Below are 13,386 nucleotides of genomic sequence, written 5' to 3'. Positions count from 1 at the left end.
CAGGCTAAACGGATCAGGTGTGCCGCTTGGGCAGCGGCGTTTCATCCTCGTACAGGATGCGGGTGGCGGAGCCGTCGAGGTCCTCGAACTGGCCGTCGCGCACCGCCCAGAGGAAGGCGCAGAGCCCCAGCCCGCCCAGCAGCAGGGCGGCGGGGATGAGGAAAAGCAGGCTGTTCATGACTGACCTCCGTCGGGGGATTTCCTACCGCCCAGGCGCAGGGCGTTGGCCATGACCGCCAGCGATGAGCCGGACATGGCAGCCGCCGCCACGAAAGGCGTCGCCAAGCCGGCCATGGCCACCGGCACGGCGCACAGGTTGTACAGCAGGGTGAAGGCCAGGTTCTGGCGCACCAGGGCGCGGGCCCGCCGGGCGACAGCCAGCGTCTCCGCCACCGCCGCCAGGCCATCGCCCTGGAACACCACGTCGGCCGCGGTCTGGGTCACGTCCACGGCGCTGGCCGGGCTGAGCGAGACATCGGCAGCGGCCAGCGCCGCGGCGTCGTTCAGCCCGTCGCCCACCATCAGCACCCGGCGCCCTTCCGCCCGCAGGGCCGCCAGGTGGGCGCACTTGTCGGCCGGCCGGGCGTCGGCGCGCACGATATCGATGCCGACCTCCGCCGCCAGCGCCTGGGCGGTGATGGCGCGGTCGCCGGACAGCAGCTCCACCCGGTAGCCGGTGGCCTTCAGCTCCGCCACCACAGCGGCGGCGTCGCGGCGGGGCCGGTCGGCGAACAGGAAGCGCCGGGGCGGCTGGCCACAGCGGCTGAACCACAGCTCCGGCCCCGCCCGCCCCTCGTCCACACCCCCATAGACAAAGTCGGTCACGCCGCAGAAGGCGCGCGACCCCAGGCGAACGAAGCCCTGCGGCCCCCGCCAGCGCAGGCCACCGCCCGGCACCTCCACCACGCCATCGGCCACGGGGCCGGGACCGGCGGCGCGGGCCAGCGCGCGCGACAGGGGGTGGCGCGACGCGCGGGCCAGGCGGGCGGCCAGTTCCAGTTCCGCCGCCGCCAGGGTGGGATCGGGCAGCAGGTCGGGGCGGCCCAGGGTCAGGGTTCCGGTCTTGTCGAACACCACGGTGTCGACGGGTGCCAGGCGCTCCAGGGCGGTGGCGGACTTCAGCAGGATGCCCTGGCGCATCAGCCGGCCGCTGGCCGCCACCTGCACCGCCGGCACCGCCAGCGCCAGGGCGCAGGGGCAGGTGATGATCAGGACGGACACGGCGATCAGCAGCGCCTGGTACCAGGCGGCATGGCCCAGGAACACCCAGGCCAGGAAGGTGGCCAGCGCCGTCAGGTGCACCACGGGCGTGTAGGCCCGGGCGATGCGGTCGGCCAGCAGGACATGGCGCGCCCGCCCCTGCTCCGCCGCCTCCAGCAGGCGCACCATCTCCGCCAGCAGCGTGCCCTCGCCACTGGCGGTGGCGATCAGGCGCAAGGGAGCGGTGCGGTTGATCATGCCGGCGAAGACCTGGGCGCCGGGTGCCACCGCCAGGGGCAGCGTCTCGCCCGTCACCAGGCTGGCGTCCAGGTCGGACACGCCCTCGGCCACCGTGCCGTCCACGCCGATGCGCTCCCCCGCCGCCACCAGCACCGTGGCGCCCAGGGGCACGCGGGCGGGGGGCAGGACCTGGGGCAGGCCGTCGGCGCCCAGCACCGACACGGGCGCCTGGTTCAGCGCCAGCAGGTGGGCGGCCGCCGACCGCGCGCGGCCCCGCGCCCGGCTGTCCAGGTAGCGGCCTACCAGCAGGAAGAACAGCAGCATGACGGCGCCGTCGAAATAGGCGTGCTCCCCATGCTGGGCCGTCATCACCACGCTCATGCCCGTGGTCAGCAGCACGCCCACGGAAATGGGCACATCCATGTTGGTGCGGCCGGCCCGTAGCGCCGCCAGCGCCGACTGGAAGAAGGGCTGCCCGGCAATGGCCACCGTGGGCAGGGCGATCAGCGCCGACACCCAGTGCAGCAGCGTGCGGGTGGCGTCGCCCATGGCATCGGCGCCGGACCAGACCGAGACGGACAGCAGCATGACGTTGGCGGCGGCAAAGCCCGCCAGCGCTAGACGGCGCAGCAGCGCCCGTTCCTGCGCCGCCGCCGGATCGCCCCCCGCGCCGGCGCCGCCGAAGGGCGCCACGCGATAGCCCAGGCCCGTCACCAGCCGGGCATACTCCACGGCCTGGGCGGGGGTGCCCGTCCAGCGCAGGGTCAGGCAGCGGGTGGTCAGGTTGGCCCGGGCCGAACGCACCTCGGGATGGTGCTTGGTCACCGCCGCCTCGATCAGCCACAGGCAGGCGCCGCAGTGCAAGCCGTCGATGCTGAGGCGCAGCAGGCAGCTGCCGTCCGGCGCCACCGCCACCGCGTCGGGCAGGCCCAACAGAGGATCGGCGCCGTCCCCGTCGTCCGCCACGGCGGGGGCGGCGGCCTCCGCCGGCCGGCGGTCGTAATAGGCGTCCAGCCCCAGGTCATGGATCAGGGTGTAGGCGCCGGCGCAGCCCTGGCAGCAGAAGGCACCCCGCTCCGTCGCCGCCCCCAGCAGGGGCTGGCCGCAATGCCGGCAGTGCGTCGTCAGGCTGTCCAAGGGCATGGGGCGCGTCCTATCCGCCTTACTTCACGAACAGCCGGCGGGTCAGGTGGTACCAGTTGGCCCCCTTTTCCGCCTTCAGCTTCAGGTCCCACTGCCCGTGCTTGGGCAGGGTGACGGTAGCGGTGTAGCGGCCGTTGCCGGCGGCGGTGAAGGTCAGCGGCACGTCGGGCATGATGTCGATGGGCCGCACTAGGCGGCCGGTCAGGGCCATGCCGTCCAGGACGGTGCCGTCGCGGTCGGTGATGCGCACGGTCAGCACACCCGTCCCTTTAGCGCTGTCGGCGGCCGGCTCGATATCCGCGTCGAACACCCAGCCCAGGGCGTCCTGCTGGGCCTGCGCCTCCAGCACCTTGTTGTATTCGATGCCCCGTTCATAGGGCTTGGCGGTAACGATGCCGGTCCAGCTATGCATGGCGTAGTAGATCAGGATGCTGTTCACCACGATCACCACGCCCATGCCGCCCACGAAGATCCAGGGGATGAGGGAGCGCTTGGGCTTGAGCGGTTGGCGGCGGGGCATGTCGATGACGGTCATGACGGTCACTCCTCAGGATCAGGGCCTGGCAGATCAGGGCTTGGCGCCGGGGCCCATGAAGACGCCCTCGTAGAAGGTGGGGCGTGCCGGGGCCGGCCCCTGCTCCGTCAGGCTGAATACCAGGGGGATGGAACCCTGGGCACCGCCATCGCGGGTCATCGACTGGCGCGGTAGGCTGACGAAGACGCGGAAGGTGGCGACGGCGTCGCCGTGCACCGGCAGCGTCACGCCATCGCTGCCATGAGCCTCGCCCACATCCTGTACGACCAGGGTCGCGCCCGGCTGGCCGACCACGCCCAATTGGAAGGCGCTTTCGCCCCGCCGCTTGTTGATGACCTTGATGGTGTAGCCGTTGCGCAAGGAGCCATCCGACAGGGTGACATACAGCGGCGCCCGGTCGCGCAGCACGCTGATGCCCATGGTGGCGCGCGTTTCCAGGGCGGTCAGCATCACCCCCGCCACGATCGCCAGCACCAGGGTGTAGATCACCACGCGCGGCCGCAGCAGGCGATAGCGATTGGCCTGCCCGCCCGCCTTTGTCTCCTGGTTGGCCAGGGTGTCGAAGCGGATCAGGTTGGGCGGACGGCCCACTTTGGTCATGATCTCGTTGCAGCTGTCGATGCACAGGCCACAGCCGATGCACTCAAGTTGCTGGCCATCGCGGATGTCGATGCCGGTGGGGCAGACGGCGATGCACTGGCCGCAATCGATGCAGTCGCCCCGGCCTTCCCAGCTGGTGCCGGCCTTGTGCGGCCCGCGCCGCTCGCCGCGCCAGGCCTCATAGGTCACCACCAGGGAATGCACGTCCAGCATCGAGCTCTGAAAACGGGGCCATGGGCACATATAGGTGCAGACTTGCTCACGTGCCCAACCGGCCAGGACATAGGTTGTGGTGGTGAAAAGGCCGACGAAGAAATATTCACGCATGGTGGCGTGACCGGTCAGCAGCGCCTTCAGCGCCGTGGGCGCATCGTCGAAGTACAACACCCAGGCCCCACCGGTAGCCACGGAGATGGCCAGCCAGGCGGCGTGCTTGGCCGTCTTGCGGAGCAGCTTTTCCCGGTTCAAAGGCTGGTTATCCAGACGGATGCGCGCGCCGCGGTCACCCTCGATCCAACGCTCCACCGCCATGAACAGGTCGGTCCATACCGTCTGCGGGCAGGTGTAGCCGCACCAGACACGCCCGGCCAGCGAGGTCACCAGGAACAGGCCAACGGCCCCCAACACCAGCAGGCCGGTGATGTAGTAGACCTCCTGCGGCCAAATCTCGATGCCAAAGAAATAGGCGCGCGGGGCGGCGAGGTCGATGAGGATCGCTTGGTTGGGCGCCCCGGGCCCGCGGTCCCACCGCACCCAGGGAACGGTGTAATAGACCGCCAGGCACAGGACCAAAATCGTCCATTTCAGCGTACGGAAGGGACCGGAAACCGCCTTGGGGTACACCTTGACCCGCTCGGCATACAGGCCGCCTTCCTGGCTGTCGCGGCTGGCCTTGATCGACTGCGGGCGGCCGTCACGTGGCGGCGCCTTGCGTTGTTCGACCGGGCGTTCCAGCAGGCCGCCGTCCTGGGGATTGGTTTCCATGGGAGTCCATCCTAGTAACCATACGCGGGCCAGCCCTAACGGTTGGGCCACCAACGCGGATATGGACGGACCCTATGCCCGCACCGCTCCCCTCGCCTTGCGATAGATCAACCGCCCGCCGGCCATTGCCGCGCCGCGACGGCAGGTCACAGCCGTGAAAACAACCGCTTGCAAAGTGCTGCACCTGTGATCTGGGCAAAGAAAAACCCCCGCCGGATGGGGTGCGGCGGGGGTTCTCTCGTGCGGACCCTGGGCGGGGTCCCCCTGTGACACGTATTGGGGGAGGCAAGCGTCAGGGGGATGGGGGGAAGGAGGGTCCCACCCCCCCGTCGGCCTTACTTCCCACCGCCCAGGGTGTGCACGTAGGCGGCCAGCAGCTTGACGGTGGCCGGATCCAGACGCTCGCTCCACGCCGGCATGCTGCCGCGCCGGGCGTAGGTGATGGTCTGGACGACCGTGGCCTTGTCCCCGCCATAGAGCCAGATGGCGTCGTTCAGGCGGGGGGCGCCCACGTCGGGGTTGCCGTCGCCCTTTTCACCGTGGCAGGCGGCGCAATTGTCCGCGAACACCTGGGCGCCGCGGCCGGCGGCCGCCTTGTCCGTACCGGTGTTCGACAGGCTCAGCACGTACTCCGCCACGTCGTTGATCTGCTCTTTGGTCAGCAGGCCGTCGGCGCCGAAGCGCGGCATGTCCGACACGCGGGAGTCCGGGTTGGAATTGCGCACACCGTAGGTGACGGTCTGCAGAATCTGCTCCGGCGTGCCACCCCACAGCCAATCGTCGTCGGCCAGGTTGGGGAAGCCCTTACCCCCGGCGCCGCCGGCACCGTGGCAGGCGGCGCAGTTCTCGGCGAAGGCGATGTGGCCGGCGGCCTGCACGTAGCCGCGCAGTTCCGGGTCCTTCTCGACGTCGCCGATGGGCGTGGCCAACAGCTTGGCCTTCAAGGGCGCCAGCGCCTGCTGACGGGTGTCCAGCTCGGACTTCACCGTGTCGCGCCGGGTCCAGCCCAGCACGCCCTTGGTGTGGGAGTGCAGGCTGGGCCAGGCGGGATAGAGCACGGTGTAGACCAGGGCGAAGGCGATACAGGCGTAGAAGGTGTACAGCCACCACTTGGGCAGCGGCGTGTTCAACTCCTTGATGCCGTCCCATTCATGGCCGGTGGTCTCCCGGCCCGTGTGGGCGTCTCTTTCCCTGCCCGCATGGGCATGGTTGTCAGTGTGGGTCGACATGGGGGGACCTCAGCCTTTCATAGTCGGCATTGTCCGCCGCAGGGGCCGCCGCCGCTCGGGCAGCGGGTGGTCGGCGTCATCCAGCAGCGGGATACGGGCGCACTCGTCCAGGCGGCGCCGGCGCGAGGGCCAATAGGCCCAGATGCCGATACCGCTGAACAAGGCCACGAACCACAGCAGCCAAACCTGCGAGATCAGGGCGTGGAACTCTTCCATGGCATCCCCCTCACTGGTGCAGGTCTTCGGGTTGCAGCTTGCTGAACTCGACCAGCGTGCCCAGCATCTGCAGGTAGGCCACCAGGGCGTCCATCTCCGTCAGCTCCGGGCTTTCGGTGTTGAACTTGCCCACCACCGCCTTCGGGTACCGCTTCAGCAAGCCGCTGGTGTCGGCGTCCGGGTCGGCCTGGGCCTTCAGGTCGGCGGCGGCGTTGGCGATCATGTCGTCCGTATAGGGAACGCCCACGGTGCGCAGGGTCTTCAGGTGATCCTGGATGTTGGGCACCGACAGCGGACGGCTGGCCAGGAAGGCGTAGGTCGGCATGATCGATTCCGGCACCACGGCGCGCGGGTCCTTCAGGTGGGCCACGTGCCAGTCGTTGGAATACTTGCCGCCGACGCGGGCCAGATCCGGACCGATACGCTTGGACCCCCACTGGAAGGGATGGTCGTACATGCTTTCCGCCGCCAGGCTGTAGGGGCCATAGCGCTCCACCTCATCGCGGAAGGTGCGGATCTGCTGGCTGTGGCAGACGTAGCAGCCCTCGCGGATGTAGATGTTGCGGCCCATCTGCTCCAGCGGGGTGTAGGGGCGCACCCCGCCCACCCGCTCGATCGTGGTTTCGATGGAGAACAGGGGCACGATCTGCACCAGGCCACCGATGGACACGGTGATCAGGGTCAGCAGCGCCAGGATGACGACGTTCTTTTCGACGATGGCGTGAGAGAATTTCATTTTCGGTCCCTCCGCTCACTCGGCCGCGACCAGGCCCGCGGGCCGGTCTTCCGCCAGCGGCTGGCCATGCTTCACGGTGCGGATCAGGTTGAAGGCCATGATGATGGCGCCGGTCAGGAACAGGATGCCGCCCATGCCGCGGATGATGTAGTAGGGGTGCATGGCGGCCACCGTCTCGACGAACGAGTACTGCAGGAAGCCCATGTCGTCGTAGGCGCGCCACATCAGGCCCTGCATGATGCCCGACACCCACATGGAGGTGATGTAGAGCACGATGCCCAGGGTGGCGGTCCAGAAGTGCCATTCGACCAGCGTCTGGCTCCACAGCCCCTTACGCCGCCACAGCACCGGCACCAGATAGTACAGGGCGCCGAAGGTGACGAAGGCGACCCAGCCCAGGGCGCCGGAGTGCACGTGGCCGATGGTCCAGTCGGTGTAATGGCTGAGCGCGTTCACCGGTTTCACCGACATGACCGGGCCTTCGAAGGTGCTCATGCCGTAGAAGGCGACGGCGGTGACCGTGAAGCGCAGCGACGGGTTGGTGCGCAGTTTGTCCCAGGCGCCCGACAGGGTCATGATGCCGTTGATCATGCCGCCCCAGCTGGGCATCCACAGCATGATGGAGAACACCATGCCCAGGGTCTGCGTCCAGTCCGGCAGGGCCGTGTAATGCAGGTGGTGCGGGCCGGCCCAGATGTAGAGGAAGATCAGGGCCCAGAAGTGGATGATGGACAGGCGGTAGGAGTAAACCGGCCGCTCCGCCGCCTTGGGGATGAAGTAGTACATCATGCCCAGGAAGCCGGCGGTCAGGAAGAAGCCCACCGCGTTGTGGCCGTACCACCACTGGATCATCGCGTCCTGTACGCCGGCGAAGGCGCCGTAGCTCTTCGTGCCGGTGAAGCTGACAGGCACCGCCAGGTTGTTGACGATGTGCAGCATGGCGATGGTGATGATGAACGCCAGGTAGAACCAGTTGGCCACGTAGATGTGCGGCTCGCGCCGCTTGATCAGCGTGCCGGCGAACACGATCAGATAGGCGACCCAGACGATGGTCAGCCACAGGTCGGTATACCACTCAGGCTCGGCGTATTCCTTGCCCTGGGTGATGCCCATCAGGTAGCCCGTGCCGGCCAGCACGATGAACAGCTGATAGCCCCAGAAGATGAACCAGGCCGGCAGCGCGCCGCCGAACAGGGGGGCGCGGCACGTGCGCTGGACCACGAAGAAGGAGGTGCCCAGCAGCGCGTTGCCGCCGAAGGCGAAGATGGCCGCGGACGTGTGCAGCGGCCGCACGCGGCCGAAGCTGGTCCATTCCAAACCGAAATTCAGCGCGGGAAACGCCAACTGAAAGGCAATGAGGACGCCGACCGTGAAGGCGGCGATGCCCCAGAACATGGTCGCGATGGTGAACGCGCGGACCACATCCTCCACATAGGCTTCCCGGCTGGCGGGGCGGGCCGCCGTGATGGGCACCCCCCCGGAAACCGCTACACTCATGACACCCCCCGAATATGGGCTCAAGCGGCAGGGACCCGGGTTGAACCCCGGACCTCGTCTCTTAAGACAACGATTGCGGGCATCGGCGGGCCCGGTTTCCCAGGCGGTGTCCGTCGGGCGACGGGGCCGATGCACCTCAGCGTCGGCACTGTGATGGGGGGCACACCCAGCCGCATTGACCTGCGTCAAGCCGCCATCCATCAACCTGGCGTATGGTTGGGTGAGTGACGGAAGGCCCGGCAAGAAGGCCTCCGGAACGCGGTTGGCGTTGCAACCCCTGGGCGGAGCGGCACAGGCCATGACGGCGATGACGGACGGGACCCTGATCCCGGTTTTCACCCACCCCTCACCCGCGGTCCGGCGGGTGCCGATGGACCGGCCCTGGCACTGGCTGCGGCTGGGGTGGGACGACATGGTGGCGACGCCCGCCATCAGCCTGGGCTATGGCCTGATACTGGCGGCGGTGGGCTTCTTCGCCACGGCCGTGGCCATCCTGGACGGCTGGCTGGCCCTGCTGCTGCCGCTGACCGGCGGCTTCATGCTGCTGGCGCCCCTGCTGTCCGTCACCTTCTACGAGGCGTCGCGCCGGCGCGAGCGGGGGTTGCCGCCCGACGCCGCCGCCTGTCTGAACGCCTGGCGCGGCAACCTGTCCGCCATCGGCGCCTTCGGCGTGGTGCTGCTGCTGATGCACCTGTTCTGGGTGCGGCTGGCCACCCTGCTCTACGCCCTGATGCTAGGCGAGGTGCATGTGCCGCCGGACGGCTTGGCCGCCGCGCTGCTGACCCCGGCGGCCCTGCCCTTCCTGATCGTCGGCACCCTGCTGGGCGCCGCCCTGGCGCTGGCCACCTTCACCATCAGCGTGGTGACCCTGCCCCTGCTGCTGGACCGCGACGTCGGCGTCCTCACCGCCGTCGCCACCAGCATCACGGCGGTGCGGGCCAGCCCGCGCGCCATGCTGCTGTGGGCCGCCCTGATCGCGGGGGCCGTGGCACTGGGCATGGTCACGCTGTTCATCGGCCTGGTGCCGCTGCTGCCCCTGATCGGGCACGCCAGCTGGCACGCCTACCGCGACGTGGTGCGGCTGCCGGTGGAAGTGAGGCCGGTCACACCAGAGGCATGAGGCCCAATCTCACGTCACCTAGGATGCGACCGCATCCGCCGGACCTTTTCGGGGAGCGGCAGCGGACTGAAAAGGGAGGATAGCCAAGGCGGCGGATGCCGCCGTCCGGCGATTGAGGGAACACGCTCAGCTGAACTGCAACATGGACGGCGCCTTGTCGATGATCTCTTCCAGGATCATCTCCGCCGTCTCCAGCTCGCTGCGGATGGATTCGTTCAAGCGGCTGGCGTATTCCGGCTTGCGCAGCTTTTCGCTGGCCTCATAGAGGCTGCGCAACTCCGTCACGAAGATCTCGCGGGCGCCCAGGGGCAGCACGGTCTTGGCCGACAGCACGAAGAAGAAGCGCATGCTGGCCCGCACCAGCAGACTCAGCATCAGGGTGTCCAGCTGGGCGTAGCGCTCGCGCACGTCATCCACGGGGCCGTCCATGCTGCGCAGGCGGCCTTCCACCAGGATGCACAGGGCCCGGAACTCCCCCACCTTGTTGCGGAAGGCGTTGTAGGCCTCGAAGCTGTCGCGGGCGGCCGCCGCCTCGGCCTGCTTGGCCAGTTGGGTGGATTCGCGCGCCTGACGCTCCAACGCGTCCAGCAGGCCCACCACTTCCTTGCGGGAATAGACGCGTCTGACCACCGGTATGCCATCCTGTCGCTAGGGCACCGCACCACCCTTGTATACTCAGGCCACCCGGTGGATCAAAGCGCTGCCGACGGGCGGGCCGGCATGCGCGGAGGGATGGAGCCGCCCGGGCAGCACTTCTCACGGCGCCGGCGACAGCGTCCCCTCGGTGAACAGCGTGAAGGACGGCTGTGGGCCCGGCGGCGCGATCTCGAACCGGACGGCCAGGCGGCCGCCCGCCAGCCCCTCGTATGTCAGGCGGAAGGTGGGGGCCACCGGCGCCGGATCACTGGTGAACTGGACGCGCCGGCCCGGCGCCAATTCCGTCACGTGATAATGGATGACGTGCCCGGCCGTGTCGAAGAAATCGGCGCGCAGGCGTCCGTCCTCCGCATACATGGTCATGACCATGTCCAGGTCGCCGCCCTCGGCCATGTGGGTGCGGTCGCGGCGCACCAGCAGGCTGCCGTTCAGGTCGGGCCTGATCTCCGACGTGCCCCCCTGATTGGGCCGCGCACCGGCAGCGGGGTCGGCGACGCGCTCGCCCACCAGGAAGGAGAGGGCCGCCAGCGACTCCGCCGCCTTCGCCCGGGGCATCAACGCCGCCACCGCCAGCGCGGCCGCGGCCAATCCGCGCTCAAACCGCCTCATCGTACGCCTCCTTCAGCCAGGCCAGCACTTCGGCATCCACGTCGGCCACGGCCGCCAGCTTCACCCGGTGGGTGAACATGGCGTTGAAACTGCCGGACGCCTCCAGCCGGCCTTCCGGGGGACGGGACTTCAACACCAGGCCCAGGTCGAGGCGGGTGCGGGTCGATGGCTGGATCAAGGCGAACTGCTTGCGCCGGCGGATGCTGACATTGGCCTTCTTGGGCGCCACCTCGACGTCGGGCCCAAGAGCCATCACCGCCGCGACCAGCGCGTCATGGAGGGGACGCAGCCCCGCCTTGCCCTCGAACAAATGCGCCACGGGATCGTCGGCCGAGCGCGGTGCCGCGTCAGCCAAGGCGCGCTTGGCGACATGGTTGGCATAGCCGTGGCCGAAGCCATGCTCCGCTTTCAGCCAAGTCACCATTTCCCCGTGCTTGGTCAGGCCCTGCGCCCGGATGCGTCCCACCCACACGGCCACCGGCTGCCCCGACGCCGCCTCGATGTTCCGTTCCATTGTCGCGATCGCGTCTTCCACCGACGCCATGGCCGCCCCCATTCTTGTTCCTGGCTTTGGCACCCGCACCGTCTTCCCGGGAGCCAGCGCCGTCATGCATTCTATGGTCAGCCTGTTGACAGCATGGTGGCAAGATGGCGCGTCGCGCGGAAAGGTTGTTGATCCTGCTGGACCTGCTGCGAGGCCGCCCGGTGGTGACGGCGGCCACCCTGGCGGAGGCTCTGGAGGTTTCCCCCCGCACAGTCTATCGCGACATCGAGGCGCTGCTGGCCGCCGGCGTCCCCATCCGGGGAGAGGCCGGTGTCGGCTTCAGTCTGGGCCAGGGCTATTTCCTGCCGCCCCTGACCCTGACGGAGGACGAGGCGGAGATCCTAGCCTTCGGCGCCCGGGTGCTGAGCATCTGGAGCGACGGCGCCCTGGCGGCGCAGGCGGAGATGGCGCTGACCAAGATCCGGGCCGTGCTGCCCAAGGCTGCCCGCGACAGCGCGGCGCGGGAGATCCTCTGGGCGCCCCCCTGGGTGACCCGCCACCCGCCGGCGGTGGACCTGCTGCAGTTGAAGCGCGCCGCCCAGCGGCGGCAGTACCTGCGCATCACTTATGAAACCTTGAACGGCACCCTGAGCGAGCGATCGGTCCGCCCCCTGTCGCTCAGCTTTTTCGGGCCTGTGTGGCTGCTGATCGCCTGGTGCGAATTGAAAGCGGACTTCCGCTGCTTCCGCTTGGACCGCCTGCGGGCTTCCGAGGTGCTGGACCAGACGTTCCGGGATGAGCCGGGCAAGCGCCTGGCCGACTTCCGCCGCGCCAAGGGCGAGGCGGCGGCGCGGGAGATGGCCAGCAGCGGGGTTTAGTCCAGCGCTGCCAGCCGCACCGGCCGTTCCTGGCGCGACACCGGCAGTTGCGACAGGGTCAGCGCGATGCGCCGCCGCAGGAAGGGGGTGCCGATAATCAGGGGCAGGAGGTGACGGCGCAGCAGCCGGCCCCACCAGCCGTCGGCCAGCAGGCCGACGCGGGAAATCAGGTCGGTGCCGCGCAGCACGCCACGCGCCACGGGCAGGCGGTCCTGGGCGTAGCGGTCCAGCACGCCCTCGTCCTTCCGCCCTCGCCCGCCCCGGCGCAGCGCCTCCGTCAGGCGGGCACCCAGGTTCAGGGCGTCCTGGATGCCGGTGTTCATGCCCTGGCCGCCGGCCGGGCTGTGAATATGGGCGGCGTCGCCGGCCAGGAACACCCGGCCGTGGCGCAGCCGCCGCACCATGCGGTGATGGATGGTGAAGCGGGTCAGCCAGGTGGCCTCCCCCAGCACCAGGGGCAGGCCGGACACGGCGCAGGCAAGCGTGCTGAAGGCGGCCAGGTCGATCTCCGCCTCCGGCACCGGCGGATCGCCCTTGGGGATCACCACCAGGCGGCACAGCGTGGGATGATCCGCATCCTTCATCGGGAAAAAGGCCATGGCCCCCGCCTCCGTGCTGAAGAAGCGCACGGAGTCGTGGCCCAAATCCCCATGCCCCGGGCCCCAGTCCAGCGTCACGTCGGCCAGCAGGAAGGTGCCGGGATAGGAGCCACCGGCGAAACCGGCGCCCACCTGGTGGCGCACTACGCTGTGGGCGCCGTCGCAACCGGCGACATAGGCGGCGCGCACCAGCTCGATGCCGCCATCGGGCCGGCGCACCTCGCACTGCACGCCGTCGCCGTCCTGCCGCAGGCCGGCCAACTCATGGTTCCAATCGACGGCGACGTTGAAGGCCGCCGCCTGCTCCGCCAGCAGGCGCTCCGTCTCTCCCTGCGGCAAGACCAGGACGAAGTTATAGGGACTGGGCAGGCCGCCCAGGTCCACCGGGATGGGACGCCGGTCGCCCAGATGGAAATGCACGGTGCGAACCGGCTGGCCCGTGGCCACCATGCGGGCCGGCAGGCCCACGCCGAACACGTCCGACAGCGCCTCCAGCGTGCCGGCGTGCACGCCCAGCGCCTTCGATTTCTGGGAGCGGCCCGCCGCCTTGTCGATCACCCGAACGGGCACGCCAGTGCGGCCCAGCATGGCCGCCAGCGCCAGGCCCGTGGGACCGGCCCCCACCACCAGGACCGCCACATCCATATCGCTGCTCAAGT

14 protein-coding genes are annotated in these 13,386 nt (G+C 69.2%); 2 read left to right on the top strand and 12 right to left on the bottom strand.

Translation table 11 applies throughout. The features are described from left to right. Positions 1 to 13: 13 nt before the first annotated feature. The 8 genes from ccoS to ccoN all read right to left on the bottom strand — a co-directional run bounded on the left by ccoS (position 14) and on the right by ccoN (position 8,380). A complete protein-coding gene (ccoS, locus tag P5F91_RS12730; protein ID WP_004274417.1) occupies positions 14 to 178 on the bottom strand; it encodes a cbb3-type cytochrome oxidase assembly protein CcoS in 165 nt (54 codons plus the stop codon). Further along, a complete protein-coding gene (locus P5F91_RS12725; protein ID WP_145609585.1) occupies positions 175 to 2,583 on the bottom strand; it encodes a heavy metal translocating P-type ATPase metal-binding domain-containing protein in 2,409 nt (802 codons plus the stop codon). Before P5F91_RS12725 ends, ccoS begins: the two co-directional genes overlap by 4 nt. Positions 2,584 to 2,602: 19 nt before the next feature. Continuing rightward, a complete protein-coding gene (locus tag P5F91_RS12720) occupies positions 2,603 to 3,118 on the bottom strand; it encodes a FixH family protein (protein ID WP_246134275.1) in 516 nt (171 codons plus the stop codon). Between the two features lie 33 nt (positions 3,119 to 3,151). Then, a complete protein-coding gene (gene ccoG, locus P5F91_RS12715; RefSeq protein ID WP_145609586.1) occupies positions 3,152 to 4,702 on the bottom strand; it encodes a cytochrome c oxidase accessory protein CcoG in 1,551 nt (516 codons plus the stop codon). A gap of 335 nt (positions 4,703 to 5,037) precedes the next feature. After that, the gene (ccoP, locus tag P5F91_RS12710) at positions 5,038 to 5,931 is read right to left on the bottom strand and encodes a cytochrome-c oxidase, cbb3-type subunit III (RefSeq protein ID WP_145609587.1); all 894 of its coding nucleotides are present in this window, start codon (positions 5,929 to 5,931) and stop codon (positions 5,038 to 5,040) included. Between the two features lie 9 nt (positions 5,932 to 5,940). Further along, a complete protein-coding gene (locus P5F91_RS12705) occupies positions 5,941 to 6,147 on the bottom strand; it encodes a cbb3-type cytochrome oxidase subunit 3 (protein WP_088871312.1) in 207 nt (68 codons plus the stop codon). Between the two features lie 10 nt (positions 6,148 to 6,157). After that, the gene (gene ccoO / locus P5F91_RS12700; protein ID WP_004274100.1) at positions 6,158 to 6,883 is read right to left on the bottom strand and encodes a cytochrome-c oxidase, cbb3-type subunit II; all 726 of its coding nucleotides are present in this window, start codon (positions 6,881 to 6,883) and stop codon (positions 6,158 to 6,160) included. A gap of 15 nt (positions 6,884 to 6,898) precedes the next feature. Continuing rightward, the gene (ccoN, locus tag P5F91_RS12695; RefSeq protein ID WP_145609588.1) at positions 6,899 to 8,380 is read right to left on the bottom strand and encodes a cytochrome-c oxidase, cbb3-type subunit I; all 1,482 of its coding nucleotides are present in this window, start codon (positions 8,378 to 8,380) and stop codon (positions 6,899 to 6,901) included. A gap of 298 nt (positions 8,381 to 8,678) precedes the next feature. Here ccoN and P5F91_RS12690 point away from each other — a divergent pair, with 298 nt between their 5' ends. Beyond that, positions 8,679 to 9,500, top strand: coding sequence for a DUF2189 domain-containing protein (locus P5F91_RS12690; protein ID WP_246134276.1), 822 nt, complete (start codon positions 8,679 to 8,681; stop codon positions 9,498 to 9,500). A 126-nt stretch (positions 9,501 to 9,626) separates the two neighbouring features. Here P5F91_RS12690 and P5F91_RS12685 read toward each other — a convergent pair whose 3' ends face one another. From P5F91_RS12685 to P5F91_RS12675, 3 genes are all read right to left on the bottom strand, one after another. After that, complete coding sequence (locus P5F91_RS12685) at positions 9,627 to 10,130, bottom strand: hypothetical protein (protein ID WP_040849387.1); 504 nt, start codon at positions 10,128 to 10,130, stop codon at positions 9,627 to 9,629. A gap of 126 nt (positions 10,131 to 10,256) precedes the next feature. After that, complete coding sequence (locus tag P5F91_RS12680; RefSeq protein WP_145609589.1) at positions 10,257 to 10,766, bottom strand: hypothetical protein; 510 nt, start codon at positions 10,764 to 10,766, stop codon at positions 10,257 to 10,259. Continuing rightward, entirely contained in the window at positions 10,753 to 11,310 is a 558-nt protein-coding gene (locus P5F91_RS12675) for a DUF5655 domain-containing protein (protein WP_145609590.1), read from the bottom strand. Before P5F91_RS12675 ends, P5F91_RS12680 begins: the two co-directional genes overlap by 14 nt. A 128-nt stretch (positions 11,311 to 11,438) precedes the next feature. Between P5F91_RS12675 and P5F91_RS12670 the strand changes: the two genes are divergently transcribed. Then, positions 11,439 to 12,128, top strand: a complete 690-nt coding sequence (locus P5F91_RS12670) for a helix-turn-helix transcriptional regulator (RefSeq protein ID WP_277907329.1) — start codon at positions 11,439 to 11,441, stop codon at positions 12,126 to 12,128. On the opposite strand, the gene P5F91_RS12665 is transcribed toward P5F91_RS12670, so the two are convergent. After that, positions 12,125 to 13,384, bottom strand: a complete 1,260-nt coding sequence (locus tag P5F91_RS12665; RefSeq protein ID WP_145609592.1) for an FAD-dependent monooxygenase — start codon at positions 13,382 to 13,384, stop codon at positions 12,125 to 12,127. The two genes, P5F91_RS12670 and P5F91_RS12665, sit on opposite strands and share 4 nt — an antisense overlap. Positions 13,385 to 13,386 lie beyond the last annotated feature (2 nt).

The organism is Nitrospirillum amazonense (genome assembly GCF_029594735.1).
GTDB classification, from domain to species: Bacteria; Pseudomonadota; Alphaproteobacteria; order Azospirillales; family Azospirillaceae; genus Nitrospirillum; species Nitrospirillum amazonense.
This window is presented reverse-complemented; position numbering and strand designations above follow the sequence as displayed.

What these genes read in the sequence shown, in the direction of transcription:
- ccoS (WP_004274417.1), bottom strand. Translation starts at nt 178, where the DNA reads ATGAACAGCCTGCTTTTCCTCATCCCCGCCGCCCTGCTGCTGGGCGGG.
- P5F91_RS12725 (WP_145609585.1), bottom strand. Translation starts at nt 2,583, where the DNA reads ATGCCCTTGGACAGCCTGACGACGCACTGCCGGCATTGCGGCCAGCCC.
- P5F91_RS12720 (WP_246134275.1), bottom strand. Translation starts at nt 3,118, where the DNA reads ATGACCGTCATCGACATGCCCCGCCGCCAACCGCTCAAGCCCAAGCGC.
- ccoG (WP_145609586.1), bottom strand. Translation starts at nt 4,702, where the DNA reads ATGGAAACCAATCCCCAGGACGGCGGCCTGCTGGAACGCCCGGTCGAA.
- ccoP (WP_145609587.1), bottom strand. Translation starts at nt 5,931, where the DNA reads ATGTCGACCCACACTGACAACCATGCCCATGCGGGCAGGGAAAGAGAC.
- P5F91_RS12705 (WP_088871312.1), bottom strand. Translation starts at nt 6,147, where the DNA reads ATGGAAGAGTTCCACGCCCTGATCTCGCAGGTTTGGCTGCTGTGGTTC.
- ccoO (WP_004274100.1), bottom strand. Translation starts at nt 6,883, where the DNA reads ATGAAATTCTCTCACGCCATCGTCGAAAAGAACGTCGTCATCCTGGCG.
- ccoN (WP_145609588.1), bottom strand. Translation starts at nt 8,380, where the DNA reads ATGAGTGTAGCGGTTTCCGGGGGGGTGCCCATCACGGCGGCCCGCCCC.
- P5F91_RS12690 (WP_246134276.1), top strand. Translation starts at nt 8,679, where the DNA reads ATGACGGCGATGACGGACGGGACCCTGATCCCGGTTTTCACCCACCCC.
- P5F91_RS12680 (WP_145609589.1), bottom strand. Translation starts at nt 10,766, where the DNA reads ATGAGGCGGTTTGAGCGCGGATTGGCCGCGGCCGCGCTGGCGGTGGCG.
- P5F91_RS12675 (WP_145609590.1), bottom strand. Translation starts at nt 11,310, where the DNA reads ATGGCGTCGGTGGAAGACGCGATCGCGACAATGGAACGGAACATCGAG.